Here is a 15,734-nt window from a genome sequence, read left to right as displayed (position 1 = left end):
GGTCAGTCCGCCGGTTCGCTCATGAGCGCGTCCTCGACCGCTGCCGCGTAGGCCTGGACGGTCTGGTGGTCGAACAGGGCCCGGGTGGGCACGGTGACGCCGAGGGCCTCCCGGATCTCCCCGACGACCTGGATGCTCTTCACCGAGTCGCCGCCGACGTCGAAGAAGTTGTCGCCGCGCCCGACGCGGTCGAGCTTGAGCACGTCGGCCCAGACCTCGGCCACGAGTTCCTCGGTGGGGGTGCTCGGCTCGACGTACCGGCTCTCGGTGATCCGCGCCCAGTCCGGCTCGGGCAGCGCCCGGCGGTCGACCTTGCCGTTGGCGTTGAGCGGAAGCGACGCCAGGACGGTCAGGACCGAGGGGACCATGTACGCGGGCAGTGACCGGGCGAGCTCCTCGGTCACCGCCGCGGTGTCCACGGCGCCGGGCGCGGACTCGGTCAGGTATCCGGCCAGGACCCGGCCGCCGGAGGGCGGGGCGACCACGGCCGCCGCGGCCTGTGCGACGCCCGCGCCCGCCGCCAGTGCGCTCTCGATCTCGCCGAGCTCGATCCGGAACCCGCGGAGCTTGATCTGGCCGTCGGCGCGGCCGACGAAGTCGATCTGCCCGTCCGCCTGCCAGCGCACCAGGTCGCCGGTGCGGTAGAGGCGTCCGCCGGAGCCGAAGGGGTCGGCGACGAACCGCTCGGCGGTCAGTCCCGGCCGGCGGTCGTAGCCGCGTGCGACGCCGTCGCCGGCGATGTAGAGCTCGCCGACCGCGCCGACGGGGACCGGCCGCAGAGCCGCGTCGAGCACGTGCGTGCGGGTACCGTCCATCGGTCGGCCGATCGGGCAGTCGGCGTCCCGCGCCCGGTCCGGGCCGATCGGGGTGCACGTCGCGAAGGTGGTGGTCTCCGTCGGTCCGTAGACGTGCACGACCTCGGTGTCCTCGCAGGCCTCCAGCACACGGGTGAACGAGGCCGGGTCGGCGGCCTCGCCGCCGGTCCACACCTGTCGCAGCCCGGCGAAGCAGCCGGGGTCCTGCTGGGCGAAGAGGTTGAACAGGGCGGTGGTGAGGAACACCGCGCCCACCCCGTGCTCGGCCACGCCCTGCCGGACCATGTCGGAGGTGACACCGTGGTCGGGGGCCACCACGACGGTGCCGCCGTTGAGCAGGGGCACCCAGATCTCGTAGGTGGCCGCGTCGAAGGCGTGCGGGGAGTGGAACAGGATCCGATCGTGCGCCCCCGGCCACCGGCCGTCGCGCGTGAGGGCCACGATGTTGCGGTGGTCGACCACCACGCCCTTGGGCGTGCCCGTGGACCCGGAGGTGAACATGACGTAGGCGGCCGAGGAGGGCAGGGACCGCACCTGTGCGGCGGTGGCCGGGGTCCCGTCCGCCCGGTCGGCGCGATCCGCGCCGCCGGTGGCGGCGGGCGGGCCGGTGCGTTCCATGGCCACGGCGGTGATCCCGTCGGCGTCGTACCGGTGCACGGTGATCGGGGCGGCCCCGGTGAACAGGTCCAGGGCCTCCGGGTCGGCGATCGCGGTGTCCACGCCGTTGTCGGCGGCCAGGGCCGTGATCCGCTCGGCGGGGACGGTGTCGTGCAGCGGGACGTAGGCGGCCCCCGCCTTGAGGACCCCCAGCATGGCGGCGACCACACGCGGCGAGCGCGGCATCGACAGGAACACCCGGGACTCGTGGGTGGCCCCGTGGGCACGCAGGTGGTCGGCCACCTCCTCGGCCCGCCGGTCCAGTTCGGCGTAGCTCCACTCCGCGCCGTCGCCGATGAGCGCGGGGGCGTCGGGGCGCAGCCGCACCTGTTCGGCGAACAGTTCGGTCACCGTGCGTTCGGGCACGTCCAGTGCGGCGCCGTCGGTGAAGGCGGCGGTGGCGGAGGCGTCCGCGCCGCCCACGGCCCCCAGGGGGCGGTCCGGATCCTGGACCAGTGCGTTGAGGATCTCCGACAGGTCGTCGAGCAGCCGGTCGGCGGTGTCGGCGTCGAAGTGGTCGGGCTCGTAGCCGATGAGCAGACGGATCCGGTCGGTGGAGTACGCGCTGAGCGCGAGCGGGTAGTTGGTGGCTTCCTCGGCGTCCGTGTCCACCACCGTGATGCCGTGCTCCTGGGCGGCCCGTTCGTCCACGGGGTAGTTCTCGAACACCACCAGGCTGTCGAAGAGCTGGGTGTCACCCGGCAGCCCGGCCTCGCCCTGGATCCGCGACAGCGGCAGGTAGTCGTGCTGCCGAGCGGTGACCTGCTGTTCCTGGAGTGTGTGGAGCCAGGTGGTGACGGGTGTGTGGGGGGTGATGTGGATGCGGACGGGCAGGGTGTTGATGAAGATGCCGATGGTGTTTTCGACGTCGGGTTGGTCGGCGGGGCGTCCGGAGGTGGTGGCGCCGAAGACGATGTCGGTGTCGCCGGAGTGTGTGGAGAGCAGGAGGGCCCAGGCTCCCTGGACGAGGGCGTTCACGGTCAGGCCCTGCTCACGCGCGAACCGGTGCACGGCCGCGGAGCGCTCCTCGGACAGGTGCGTCTCGACACGGACCCTGGAACGGGCCGTCCGTACGTCCTCCGGTGCGCGGTCGTAGGGGAGCGGGGTGGGGGATTCGATGCCGGTGAGGGTGTCGCGCCAGTGGTGGAGTCCGGCTTGTTCGTCCTGCCGGGTGATCCAGGCGAGGTGGTCGCGGAAGGGCGGTCGGGTGGGGAGGGGTGTGCCGCGGTAGGCGGTGAAGACGTCGGACAGGACGAGCGGCAGGCTCCAGCCGTCCAGGAGCAGGTGGTGGAAGGTCCACACCAGCGCCACCCGGGCCGGGGCCAACCGCACCACGGTGATGCGCAACAGCGGTCCTGTCCCGAGGTCGATGCCGGTTCGCTGGTCCTGGGTGAGCAGGTCGGCCAGGGCGTGTTCCTGGTCGTCGGGGTCCAGGTCGCGCCAGTCCAGGACGGTGACGGGCAGGGCGGTGTGTTCGTGGACGAGTTGGACGGGGGTGTCGAGTGCGTCCCAGGCGGGGACGGAGCGGAGGGCGGGGGTGGAGTCGACCACGTGCTGCCAGGCGCGGGCGAGTCGTGCGGGGTCCTCGATCCCGTCCAGACGCACGGTGATCTGCTCCAGGTACGAGGAGCCCTCGTCCAGCAGGGAGTGGAAGAGCATGCCCTGTTGCATGGGGGTGAGGGGCAGGATGTCCTGCACTCCGGGTGCGGCGAGGCGGTCGACCGCGGCCTGGTCGAGGCGCACGAGCGGGAAGTCGGAGGGACTGGCGCCGCCGACGCCCTCCCCCCGACAGAACTCCACCAGGTCGGTCAGCGCCCCGGCCAGGCCGTCCGCCAGGTCCTGGACGGTGCCTTCGTCGTGCACCAGGTCGGAGTAGGCCAGGTCGAGGACCAGCCGCTCGTCGACCACCCGGCCCACCACGTCCAGCAGGTGCGCCCGGTCGGTACCGGGGGAGTCTGCGCCGCCCAGGGCCATGGCGGTGTAGGGCGCTCCGGTCTCCGTTCGGGTGTCGAAGCGGCCGAGGTAGTTGAAGCTGATGTGTGGTTCGGGGATGCGGTGTAGTGCGGTGCGCTGGTGGTCGTAGCCGAGGTGGCGCAGGGCGCCGTAGCCGAGGCCGTGGTTGGGCAGGGCGCGGAGCATGTCCTTGGTGGTTCTGATCCGGGTGGCCCAGTCGGGGGCGGTGTGCAGTGCGATGGGGAAGAGGGTGGTGAACCAGCCGATGGTGCGGGAGAGGTCGGTGTGGTCGAAGAGGTCTTCGCGGCCGTGGCCTTCGAGGTCGATGAGGAGGCGGTCGTGTCCGGTCCAGGAGGTCAGGACGTGTGCGAGGGCGGCGAGGAGGAGGTCGTTGACCTGGGTGCGGAAGACCGGTGGGATCTCGCGCAGAAGGGCTTGTGTGGTCTCGGTCGAGAGTTGTGCGGACACGGTGTGCTGTGAGGAGACGGGGCCGTTGTCCTGGCTGGGGTGGTCGCGGGGGATGTCGGCGGGCACGTCCGCGAGGGACGTCCAGTGGTCGGTTTCGTGGTCGAAGCGGCCTTCTCTGGTGGCTTCGGCCAAGCGGTCGGCCCAGGTGGGGAAGGGTGTGGTGCGGGGGCCGAGGTCGATGGGCTGTCCGCTGGTGGTCTGGTGGTAGGCGGTGGTGAGGTCTTCGAGGAGGACGCGCCAGGAGACGCCGTCGACGACGAGGTGGTGGGCGGTGATGAGCAGGCGTGGGGTGGTTGTTCCGGTGAAGAGCACCATGCGCACCACCGGCCCGGACACCAGGTCGATCTGCTCACGGAGGCGCTCGGTGTGCTCCTCCACCGCCGTCACGCCGGAGTCCGTGACCGTCGTCAGGACCGCTTCGACCCTCTCCTCAGGAAGGATCCGGGTTCCGTCGCCGGAGAGGCGCAGGCGGAGCATGTCGTGGTGCTCCAGCAGGGCCGCGGCCACCCGCGGCAGGGCGCCGGCGTCGAAGTCCGCCACCAGGTCCAGCAGCACCGACATGACGAACCCGTCCGGGCCCTCCGCACGCGAGTCCAGGAACCACCGCATGATCGGGGTCGGGGTCACCGGCCCGTGGACCGGTCCGGTCGGAGCGGGTGCCGCGCCGCTCTCGGGTTCGGCGACCTCGGCCAGGGCCGCGACAGAAGGGTGGGAGAAGACCTGTGTGGAGGTGAGCGTGACCCCGGCGCGGCGGGCGCGGGAGACCAGCTGGATGCTCAGGATCGAGTCGCCGCCCAGGGCGAAGAAGTCGTCGTGCACGCCGACGCGGTCCACACCGAGCACGGAGGCGAACACCTCGGCCAGTACCCGCTCCGACTCCGACCGCGGGGCCACGTACGCAGCGGCCATCGCCGCCCAGTCGGGTGCGGGCAGCGCCCGGTGGTCGGTCTTGCCGTTGGGCGTGAGCGGCATGGTCTCCACCGGCACGATGACCGCCGGGACCAAGTGCGCGGGCAGCGTCCGGACGAGCCGGTCCCGCACCTGGGCGGGGTCGGCCTGTCCCGCCACGTAGCCGACCAGGGCCGCGCCGCCGGGAGCGTCCCGGCGAACCGTGACCGCGGCCTGCCGGACCCCGGGCAGGGCGACCAGTGCCGACTCCACCTCGCCGGGTTCGATGCGCAGGCCCCGGATCTTGACCTGGGCGTCGGCGCGGCCGACGTACTCCAACTGGCCGTCGTGATTCCAGCGCACCAGGTCGCCGGTGCGGTAGAGGCGTCCGCCGGAGCCGAAGGGGTCGGCGACGAACCGCTCGGCGGTCAGTCCCGGCCGCCCCCAGTACCCGCGCGCCACACCCGCGCCACCGACGTGGAGCTCACCGACGACACCGGTCGGGACCGGCCGCAGGAGACGGTCGAGGACGTGCAGCCGCGCGCCCTGGACGGGACGGCCGATCGGCGGGGCGTGCCCCGGTGCCAGCGGGTCGCTGAGCGAGGCGGCGATGGTGATCTCCGTCGGCCCGTAGGCGTTCACCATGCGGCGGCCGGGCGCCCACCGGTGGACCAGTTCGGCGGGGCACGCCTCCGCGCCGACCACGAGCGTGCGCAGGTCCGGGAAGTCCCCGGGCGGCACGGAGGCCAGCACGGACGGCGGGATGATGGTCAGGTTGACGCCGTGGCGCAGCAGCGCCTCCGCCAGTTCCTCGCCGACCAGCGGGCCGGGCTCGGGCACCACCAGAGCGGCCCCCGCGCCGAAGGCCATCAGCACCTCCATCACCGAGGCGTCGAAGCTGGACGAGGCCAGTTGCAGGACCCGCCAGCCGGGTTCGGTGCCGAAGCGGTGGGCCATGGACGCGGCGAACGCGCCGATCCCCCGGTGGGTCACCATGGTGCCCTTGGGGGTCCCGGTCGACCCGGACGTGTAGATGACGTAGGCGAGGTCGTCCGGGCCGGGCGCGACGGCCGTGTCCGCCGCGGGCACCGGCCGCTCGGCCAGGTCGGCGAGCGTGAGGCGTGTCGGCACGGCGGCGTCCGGCCGCTCCTGTGCGCGCTCCGTGTCCTCCTCGGTGATCAGCAGGCGCACCCCGGAGTCGCGCACGATGAAGTCCTGGCGCTCGGCCGGGTATTCGGGGTCGACGGGCAGGTAGGCGGCACCGGCCTTGACGATCGCGAGGAGGGCGGTGATCAGGCCGGGTCCGCGCCGGAGCGAGGCACCGACGATCGAGCCGCGCCCGGCGCGGAGCCCGCGCAGGCGGGCGGCCAGGGCGTCGCTGCGCGCGTCCAGTTCGGCGTAGCTCCACTCCGCGCCGTCGCCGATGAGCGCGGGGGCGTCGGGGCGCAGCCGCACCTGTTCGGCGAAGAGGTCCACGAGTGTGCGTTCGTCCCGCGAGGGTCCGCCGTCTCCCCACGCGGTGACGACGTCGCGCTCGGCGCCGGTCTGCGGCGGCAACTGCCGCAGCGGCCTCGTGGGGGCGGTGACCAGGGACTCGACGTGGAAGGCGAGGCGGGCCAGTAGACGCTCGGCCGTCGCGGCGTCGAAGAGGTCGGGGTCGTAGCGGAGCTGGGTGTCGATCCGGTCGCCGTCGTAGGCGACCAGGGTCAGCGGGTAGTTGGTGGCCTCGTCGGCGGTGACGCCGAGGACCGTGATGCCGTGGTCCTGGGCGGCCCGTTCGTCCACGGGGTAGTTCTCGAACACCACCAGGCTGTTGAACAGGGGCGTGTCGCCGGGCAGGGGTGAGAGCGCCTGGAGCCGGGTGAGGGGCAGGTGCTCGTACTGGCGGGATTCCGTCAGTGTGTCCTGGAGGGTGTGGAGCCAGGTGGCGACGGGTGTGTGGGGGGTGATGTGGATGCGTACGGGCAGGGTGTTGATGAAGATGCCGATGGTGTTCTCGACGTCGGGTTGGTCGGCGGGGCGTCCGGAGGTGGTGGCGCCGAAGACGATGTCGGTGTCGCCGGAGTGTGTGGAGAGCAGGAGGGCCCAGGCTCCCTGGACGAGGGCGTTCACGGTCAGGCCCTGCTCACGCGCGAACCGGTGGACCCGATCGGTCAGGCCGGCGGACAGGGTGTGCCCGGTCCGGGCGGAGGAGCTGGTTCCGTGGACCTGCGCGGGTGCGCGGTCGTAGGGGAGCGGGGTGGGGGATTCGATGCCGGTGAGGGTCTCGCGCCAGTGGTGGAGTCCGGCTTGTTCGTCCTGCCGGGCGGTCCAGGCGAGGTGGTCGCGGAAGGGCGGTCGGGTGGGGAGGGGTGTGCCGCGGTAGGCGGTGAAGACGTCGGACAGGACGAGCGGCAGGCTCCAGCCGTCCAGGAGCAGGTGGTGGAAGGTCCACACCAGCGCCACCCGCGAGGGTGTGAGGCGGGCGACCGCGACGCGCATGAGGGGGCCGCGGGCGAGGTCGATGCCGGTTCGCTGGTCCTGGGTGAGCAGGTCGGCCAGGGCGTGTTCCTGGTCGTCGGGGTCCAGGTCGCGCCAGTCCAGGACGGTGACGGGCAGGGGGGTGTGTTCGTGGACGAGTTGGACGGGGGTGTCGAGTGCGTCCCAGGCGGGGACGGAGCGGAGGGCGGGGGTGGAGTCGACCACGTGCTGCCAGGCGCGGGCGAGTCGTGCGGGGTCCTCGATCCCGTCCAGGCGGATGGTGAGCTGTTCGAGGTAGGCCGCCCCGGAACCCTCCTCGGCCAGGGAGTGGAAGAGCATGCCCTGCTGCATGGGGGTCAGGGGCAGGATGTCCTGTACTCCGGGTGCGGCGAGGCGGTCGACCGCGGCCTGGTCGAGGCGGACGAGGGGGAAGTCGGAGGGTGTGGCGCCGCCGACACCCTCCCGACGGCAGAACTCCACCAGGTCACGCAGGGCGTCGACGAATCGCTCCGCGAGAGCGGCCATGGTCGCCGGGTCATGGGCCCGGTCGGAGAAGATCCAGTCGAAGACGAGGGCGTCGTCCTCGATCCGGCCCACCACGTCCAGCAGGTGGGCGCGTTCCTCCCGAGGGTCGTACTCGCCGCCCGCGTTCAAGCGCAGACCGGTGTACACGGTCTCTGTGCGGGTGTCGAAGCGGCCGAGGTAGTTGAAGCTGACCTCGGGAGCGGGGATCCGTTCCAGGTGGGCGCGCCGGTCGTCGTCGCCCAGGTGGCGTAGGGCGCCGAAGCCGAGGCCGCGGTCGGGGACGGCGCGGAGGGCCTCCTTGGTGGCCTTGATCTGGTGGGCCCAGTCGGGGACGCCGCCCACCGCGTGGGGGAAGAGGGTGGTGAACCAGCCGATGGTGCGGGAGAGGTCGGTGTGGTCGAAGAGGTCTTCGCGGCCGTGGCCTTCGAGGTCGATGAGCAGGCGGTCGTGTCCGGCCCAGGCGGTGAGGACCCGGCCCAGGGCGGCGAGGAGGAGGTCGTTGACCTGGGTGCGAAAGACCGGGGGGATTTCGCGCAGGAGGGCCTGGGTGGTCTCGGCCGGGAGGTGGGCGGAGACGGTGCGCTGGGAGGAGATGGGGCCGTTGCCCTGCCCGTCGAGGTCGCGGGGCAGGTCGGTGGCGACGTCGGCCAGGGCGGTCCAGTGATCGGCCTGGTCGTCGAAGCGGCCCTCGCGGACGGCCTCGGCGAGCCGGTCGGCCCAGACCGGGAAGGGGGTGGTGCGGGGGCCGAGGTCGATCGGTCGGCCCTCGCGGACCTGGCGGTAGGCGGTGGTGAGGTCTTCGAGGAGGACGCGCCAGGAGACGCCGTCGACGACGAGGTGGTGGGCGGTGATGAGCAGGCGGGGGGTGGTTCCTCCGGTGAAGAGCACCATGCGCACCACCGGCCCGGACGCCAGGTCCAGGGAGGCCTGCGCCGCGTGGACGCGTTCCGACAGCACCTCCTCGGCCCGCTCCCCGGGCAGGTCGGACAGGTCCACCGTCTCGATGGGCGGCTCGGTGCCGTCGGCCCCGGCGATACGGAAGGCCCCGGAGGCGTCCATCCGGAGGCGGAGCATGTCGTGGTGCTCCAGCAGGGCCGCGGCCACCCGCGGTAGGGCGCCGGCGTCGAAGTCCGCCACCAGGTCGAGCAGCACCGACATGTTGAAGTGCCCCGGTGCGACGGGGTGTGTCCGCAGGAACCACCGCATGATCGGGGTCGCGGTCACCGGCCCGTGGACCGGTCCGGTCGGAGCGGGTGCCGCGCCGCTCTCGGGTTCGGCGACCTCGGCCAGGGCCGCGACGGAAGGGTGGGAGAAGACCTGTTTGGACGTGAGGGCGATCCCGGCGCGGCGGGCGCGGGAGACCAGCTGGATGCTCAGGATCGAGTCGCCGCCCAGGGCGAAGAAGTCGTCGTGCACGCCGACGCGGTCCACACCGAGCACGGAGGCGAACACCTCGGCCAGTACCCGCTCCGTCTCCGACCGCGGGGCCGTGAAGCTCTCACCCCCGCTCTCGGCGGACGGCTCGGGCAGGGACCGCCGGTCCACCTTGCCGTTGGCGTTCAACGGCATCGCCTCCAGCGCCACCAGCACCTGGGGCACCATGTACGCCGGCAGCTCCCGGGCCAGTGCGGCCCGCACCTCCTCCGCCGCGTCCTCGGACAGGCGTCCCCGCTCGCCCACGACGTAGCCGACCAGACGTCGCACGCCCGACTCCGAACGGTGGACGAGCACCACCGCCTCGGCCACCTCGGGACGGCGCAGCAGCGCCGACTCGACTTCGCCGAGTTCGATCCGAAAGCCCCGCAGCTTGACCTGGGCGTCGGCGCGGCCGACGTACTCCAGTCGGCCGTCGCGGTTCCAGCGCACCAGGTCGCCCGTGCGGTAGAGGCGACCGCCCGACCCGAACGGGTCGGCGACGAACCGCTCGGCGGTCAGTCCCGGCCGCCCCCAGTACCCGCGCGCCACACCCGCGCCACCGATGTACAACTCGCCCACGGCACCCGCGGGGGTGCGTCGAAGCAGCCCGTCCAGGACGTGCAGCCGGGTGCCGTCGAGCGGACCGCCGATCGGTACCGGCTCCGGGACCGGTCCCGTGCCCTCCAACGGGAACCGGGTGACGTACGTGGTCGCCTCGGTCGGTCCGTAGACGTTGGCGACCAGGGTGTGCGGACACGCCCGGCGGACGCGCTCCAGAGCACCGGGGTTGGCGGCCTCGCCCCCGGTGAGCACCTCCCGGAGCCCGGCGAAGCAGCCGGGTGCCTGCGAGGCGTACAGGTTGAACAGCGAAGAGGTCACGAACGTGCCCGTGACACCGTGTCGCTCGACCACGGCGGCGAACCCCTCGGCGTCCAGGCGTTCGGGCGGGGCGACCACGACCGTCCCCCCGTTGAGCAGGGGTACCCAGATCTCGTAGGTGGCCGCGTCGAAGGCGTGCGAGGCGTGGAAGAGCACCCGGTCGTGCCCGCCACCGCGCCAGCGCCGGTCGCGCGCCAGCCGGACGATGTCGTCGTGCGTGACGGCCACGCCCTTGGGTACGCCCGTGGAGCCGGACGTGAACATCACGTAGGCCAGGTGCTCCGGAGCCACGTGGACCGCGTCGGCGTCGGCGTCCGCGGTGGAGGCGGTGCCACCGGGGTCGGACCCGTCCTCCGCCGGAACGGTTCCGGCCACGCCGTCGAGGCGCACGACGGGCAGGCCGAGGCGGTTCGGCAGGCGTTCGGCGGACACCGCGTCGGTGACCGCGCAGACAGCCCCGGTCTCCTCCGCCAGCCGCCCCACCCGCTCGGCCGGGTCGTCCGCGTGGACCGGGACGTAGGCGGCACCCGCGCGCAGTACCGCGAGCATCGCCGTCACCACGTGCGGTCCCCGTTCCAGGACCAGCAGGACCGGGGACTCGGCTCCCGCTCCGTGCACGCGCAGGCGCACGGCCAGGTCGGCCGAGGCCGCGTCGAGTTCGGCGTAGGACAGCTCCCCGGCCGGACCGGAGACCGCCACGCCCGCGGGATCGCGGGCGACCTGTTCGGCGAACACGTCCGGGACCGAGGCGGTGGCACCCACCGGGCCGTGCCCCTCCCAGGAGGTGAGGGCGCGCCGCTCCGACTCCGGGCGGACGTCGATCCGCGCCACCGGCAGGTCGGCGTCGGCCACCAGCAGGCCCGCGATCAGCCGCAGACCCTCGGCGAGCCCGGCGACCCGGTCCCCGTCGTACAGGTCGGTGTTGTACTCGACCGTGAGCCGCAGCCCCCCGTCCCGCTCCGTGAACTCGAAGACCAGGTCGAACAGGGAGGACGTTCGCGGCAGGTCCAGAGGGCGCGCGTCCAGTCCGGGCAGGCCGAGTTCCCCGGAGTGGGCGTTCTGGAGCACCATGAGGGCCTGGAAGAGCGGGGTCCGGCTCGGGTCGCGGTCGGTGGCCACCGCGTCCACGACCCGTTCGAAGGGCAGTTCGTGGTCGAGCGCGGCCAGGACGGTGCGGCGCACCTGGTCGAGGAGGGTCCCGACCGTGGCGGCGGGATCGATCCGGGATCTGACCACGACCGGATTGACGAAGAACCCGACCATGTCGTCGACCTGGTGGTGGTCGCGCCCGGCCGAGGCCACACCGAGGGTGACGTCCCGGCTGCCCGAGGCGCTGGACAGCAGCAGTTGCGTGAGCGCGGTGAGCGTGGTGAACAGGGTCGATCCGCTGCGCCGCCCCAGATCCTTGAGCGCCCCGGTCAGATCGGGGCCCAGGTCCAGCCGGTGCACCGCGCCCGCGGTCGTCCGCGTGGCGGGGCGGGGCCGGTCGGTGGGCACCTCCAGAGGGCGTGCCCCGTCGAGTTCGCGCGTCCAGTACGCCAGGCGGTCGCGCACCTCGTGCGCGCTCCAGCGGCCCTGTTCCCAGACCGCGAAGTCGGCGTAGTCGACCCGCTCCGATCCGGCCGCCCCGCTCGGTGCCCCGTCCGCCGCGGCCCGGTACAGCTCCGCCAGGTCCCGGCCGATGATGTCCACCGACCAGCCGTCACAGGCGATGTGGTGCGCGCTGAGCACGAGCACGTGCTCGTCCTCGTCGAGCCGGACCAGCAGGGCGCGGAAGGGGGTGCCGTCCACGAGGTCGAAGGGCCGCTCGACCTCGGCGGTGAGCACCGCGGCCAGCCGCTCGCCTCCCGGCCGGTCCGTGCCGCTCAGATCGCACCGCGCCAGCAGGTCGTGGCCGTCCCACGGCTCGCGGACCAGCTGCACGGGTCCGTCGTCGGTGGTGGCGTAGGTGGTGCGCAGGGCCTCGTGCCGGCGCTGTAGCGCGGTGAGGGCGTCCCGCAGCGCGCGGACCGAGAGCCGCCCGGTCAGCCGGTAGGCGCTGCCCGTGTAGTACTCGGTGCTGCCCGGGTCGTGCTGGTGGAGGAACCACAGGCGGCGCTGCGCCGCCGACAGGGGCAGGGGCCGGTCCCGGTCGGTGCGGGCGATCGGCCGCACGGTCCCCGCGGCGCCCACGCCCTGGGCCGCCAGCAGGGCCGGGGTCGGCAGAGTGAACACCGACCGGCGGTCCAGGGCCGTGCCCAGGCGGGCCTCGACGCGGGACAGGGCGCGGACGGCGAGGATCGAGTCGCCCCCCAGCGCGAAGAAGTCGTCGTGCGCACCGACCCGGTCCAGTCCCAGGGCGGAGGCGAACTCCTCGGCGACCACCCGTTCGGCGCCCTCGCGCGGGGCCACGTACTCCGGTCCCGCGACGGCCTCCTCCGGGACGGGCAGCAGGGCGCGGTCGATCTTGCCGTTGGGGGTGGTGGGCAGAGCCTCCAGCGCCACCACCGCGGACGGCACCATGTGGGCGGGCAGCGCCTCGGCCAGGGCCGCGCGCACCCGCTCCCCGACCGGCACGGGCCGGTGGGGGTCCCCGGCCACGTAGGCCACCAGGCGGCGCACGCCGGGGCGGTCCTCGCGCACCAGGACGGCGGCGTTGGCCACTCCCGGGACCCGGGTCGCGGCGGTCTCGACCTCGCCCGGCTCGATCCGGAAGCCGCGCAGTTTGACCTGGTCGTCGCTCCTGCCGCGGAACTCCAGGTCGCCGTCCGGGCGCACGCGCACGACGTCGCCGGACCGGTACATCCGCGACCCCGCGGGCCCGAACGGGTCGGCGACGAAGCGGGCCGCGGTGAGACCGGACCGGCCGTGGTAGCCGCGGGCCAGTCCGGCACCGGAGATGTAGAGCTCCCCGGTGCCGCCCGGCCCGACCGGGCGGAGCCGCTCGTCCAGAACGTGGACCGTGGTGCCGTCGACGGCCCGGCCGATCGGAGGCACCGCGTCACCGGACAGGGGCGCGCTCATCGTCGCGCACACGGTCGCCTCGGTGGGCCCGTAGCCGTTGTACATCCGGCGTCCGCGGGCCCACAGGTCCACGATCTCGCCCGGGCAGGACTCGCCCGCCACCATCACCGCCCGCAGGTCCGACAGGCCCTGCGGCGAGAGACCCGGCAGCACGGCCGGGGGCAGGGTCACGTGGCTGATCCGGTGGTCGCGCAGGGTCGCCACCAGCGCCTCGCCGAGCAGCAGGTGCCGGGGCAGGACGACCAGGGCGGCCCCGTTGAGCAGGGCCATGCACACCTCGAACACCGAGGCGTCGAAGCTCGGCGAGGCGAACTGCAGGACCCGGGACTCGGGGGCGACCTCCATGCGGACCCGTTGCGTGGCGGCCAGGTCGGCCACGCCCCGGTGGGTGACCAGCACGCCCTTGGGACGGCCGGTGGATCCGGAGGTGTAGATGACGTAGGCGACGTCGTCGGGCAGGGGACGGGTGTCGGGGAGCGGCTCGGCCCCCTCGACCTCCGAGGCGGTCAGGGCCCGGACCCCCCCGGGCAGCGACGCGGCCGAGGCGGCGTCGGTGAGGACCAGGTCCGTCCCGGAGTCGGAGAGCATGTACGCCAGGCGCTCGGCCGGGTAGGCGGGGTCCAGGGGGAGGTAGGCGGCTCCGGCCCGCATGGCGGCGAGGAGGCAGACGACCAGTTCGCGACCGCGGTCGAGGCACACCCCGACCGTGTCCCCGGGGCGGACGCCGTGCCGGGCGAGTCCGCGGGCCCGCCGCTCGACGAGGGCGGAGAGTTCCGCGTAGGTGAGCGTCTCATCCTCAGTCGACAGCGCGACCGCCTCGGGGCGCTGGGCGGACCGCTCGGCGAAGAGCGCCGGGAAGGTGCGGTCGGACGAGTCCTGGGGGGACAGCACGATCTACTCCTGGGGTTCTGGAGGGAGGAGGCCGGCCGGTGACAGGGGCCGCGGGGCGAGGGGGACCTCGGTGGCCGGAAGCGGCGCCAGGGCGCGGCGTCAGGCGCGGGAACGGACCGGCAGCGGGGTCCGGCGCAGGGCCCGGCCGTTGTACTGCATCGACGCGATCGAGTCGGGCTCATGCGGGTCGCGCAGGAACCGGCCGCTGAACGACATGCCGCCGGCATCGTCCATGGAAACGGAGAAGTGCAGGTCGGAGGTGGTCGTCATCGGTCCGGAGAAGCCGTTGGGCAGGCTGAACCAGAACTCGTCGGAGCCGAGCCGGGTGACGTCCACCGCCAGGTCGCCGTTGACGTAGCGGCCGGTGATCGCCTCAGCGGGGGCCGCCGATCGGTTACGGGGCGTCGGCTGCCGGTAGTGGCCCACGTCCAGGCCCAGCTCGCGCAGACCGGTGACCAGCTCCTCCCAGAAGCGCAGGCCGGACGTGCCGTTGGTGGTCAGGGCCAGGGCCGTGCGTCCGTCGGGGTCCACCCGGACGTTGCAGGTACCGCCGTCGAGCGTGCCGTCGTGGCCGTACCAGAGCCGGTCGCCGGCCAGGTGCAGGGCCCAGCCCGCGCCCCAGCCGTCGGCCAGCCCGAACGGGTCGGCGGCGGGGACGGAACGCCCCATCTCGTGCAGCGTCCGCGGGTCGGCGATGTCGATGTCCAGCGCCGCGTCGTCTGAGGTCATGAAGGCGCGGCCGAAGTTGACCAGGTCGGTGGCGCTTCCGGCCAGGCCGCCCGCCGGGGCCAGCGCGGGCTCGACGTAGAAGTCCACCGGCGTGACCGTCCGAGAGGGGAGGTCGACGGTGTGTCCGCTGACGGTCGCCGGGACGGCGTCGGGGTCGCGCGCGTCGTGCACGAAGGCCAGATCCAGTCCGGAGGGCAGGACCAGATGCGATTCCAGCGTCTCCCACCAGTCCTGTCCGGTGACGGCCTCGACCAGGTAGGCGGCCAGGGAGTAGGCGCTGTTGGAGTAGGAGAAGGCGGTGCCGGGGGTGCCGACCGGGCCTTGTTCGAGCAGGGAGGCGGCCTGGCGGTGCAGGGACGCGGAGCGGAGCGGGCCCTCGTCGTGGTCGGAGACCAGGCCTGCGGTGTGGCTGAGGAGCTGGCGCGCGGTCACCGCACCGGCCGGGCGCCCCGCGGCGGGCCGGCGGGCGGGGAGGTACTCGCTCACGGGAGTGTCGAGGTCGATCTCCTCGTCCTCGGCCAGCTGCATGACCAGGGCGGCGGTGAAGATCTTGGAGACCGATCCGTAGGCGAAGCGCGAACGGGGGGTGACGGGGCGCTCGGTGCCGGCCCGCTCGACTCCCGTGGTGAACTCGTGCAGCTCACCGTCCTTGTAGATGGACAGCTGGGCCCCGGGGGACAGGCAATCTCGGGCCAGGTCCTCGAACAGTCGCGAAACGTTTTCGATCACGTCATCTCCCGTCGTGTTTTACGAATGAGTGTTTACCTCGGGATGTTTGTCGCAGGGGGTGTAGTCAGCGATACCGGCGGACAGATACTTCCCCATACCCCGGGCACGCGTCAAGGGATGCGGTTGGCGCCTCACTGCACAGTTCGCGAGCTCCGAATCAAATTCGGATAATGCCGGTGTGATGGCGCTCGTCGCGCTTCGATGTGTGTCTCCGAGCGCCGAAGCTCGGCGTGCTCGACCTCACGCGCAAAAGTCGAAGTCGTGCTTAACGTGGCGCTGGAGAAATGGTTGATAAAGGGATGCCTGTGTGACTCACGTTGC

Annotated in this window: 2 protein-coding genes; both read right to left on the bottom strand. The window is 73.0% G+C overall.

All coding sequences use genetic code 11. The annotated features are described in order from the left end of the window. Positions 1-2: 2 nt before the first annotated feature. Positions 3-13,955: a non-ribosomal peptide synthetase gene (locus M1P99_RS03460; protein ID WP_304451228.1), complete on the bottom strand. Its 13,953-nt coding sequence runs from the start codon at positions 13,953-13,955 to the stop codon at positions 3-5. Positions 13,956-14,054: 99 nt separating this feature from the next. Continuing rightward, a complete protein-coding gene (locus M1P99_RS03455; protein ID WP_304451227.1) occupies positions 14,055-15,413 on the bottom strand; it encodes a serine hydrolase in 1,359 nt (452 codons plus the stop codon). Between the last annotated feature and the right edge of the window lie 321 nt (positions 15,414-15,734).

It is taken from the genome of Nocardiopsis sp. YSL2 (assembly GCF_030555055.1).
Lineage (GTDB): Bacteria > Actinomycetota > Actinomycetes > Streptosporangiales > Streptosporangiaceae > Nocardiopsis.
This window is presented reverse-complemented; position numbering and strand designations above follow the sequence as displayed.